General features: G+C 33.5%; 1 pseudogene. It reads left to right on the top strand.

The features are described 5' to 3' along the window. Positions 1-215: 215 nt before the first annotated feature. Positions 216-340: pseudogene (locus KSW37_RS16245) on the top strand (Rpn family recombination-promoting nuclease/putative transposase); the annotation flags it as partial.

Below are 340 nucleotides of genomic sequence, written 5' to 3'. Positions count from 1 at the left end.
ATGTTTCCTTGCAAAATCTTTCAGCAATTTGAACTTTAATATCTTCATAATCGTTTATTTTTGCTGCAAAAATAGCGAAAAGTTCTCGATACAGAGAACTTTTCGCAAGAAAAGAAATAAATGTTTGCAATATTTAACTTATACGTACAGAAATCTCTTGCGGGTTTGAAAATAAAACCGTAACTTTGCGCTATAGAATTTTAAAACAGATGGTTATGAAGTACTTAGATCCTAAGGCAGACCTTACGTTCAAGAAGATATTCGGCAATCATCCCGATCGATTGAAAAACCTTCTGAATACCCTTCAGTCACTCAATGAAGATGAACTGATACAACAGCA

Source organism: Segatella copri (assembly GCF_019127135.1).
In the GTDB taxonomy this organism is placed as follows: Bacteria; Bacteroidota; Bacteroidia; order Bacteroidales; family Bacteroidaceae; genus Prevotella.
Note: the sequence above shows the minus strand (reverse complement) of the source record. Positions and strands in the feature narration are given on the sequence as shown.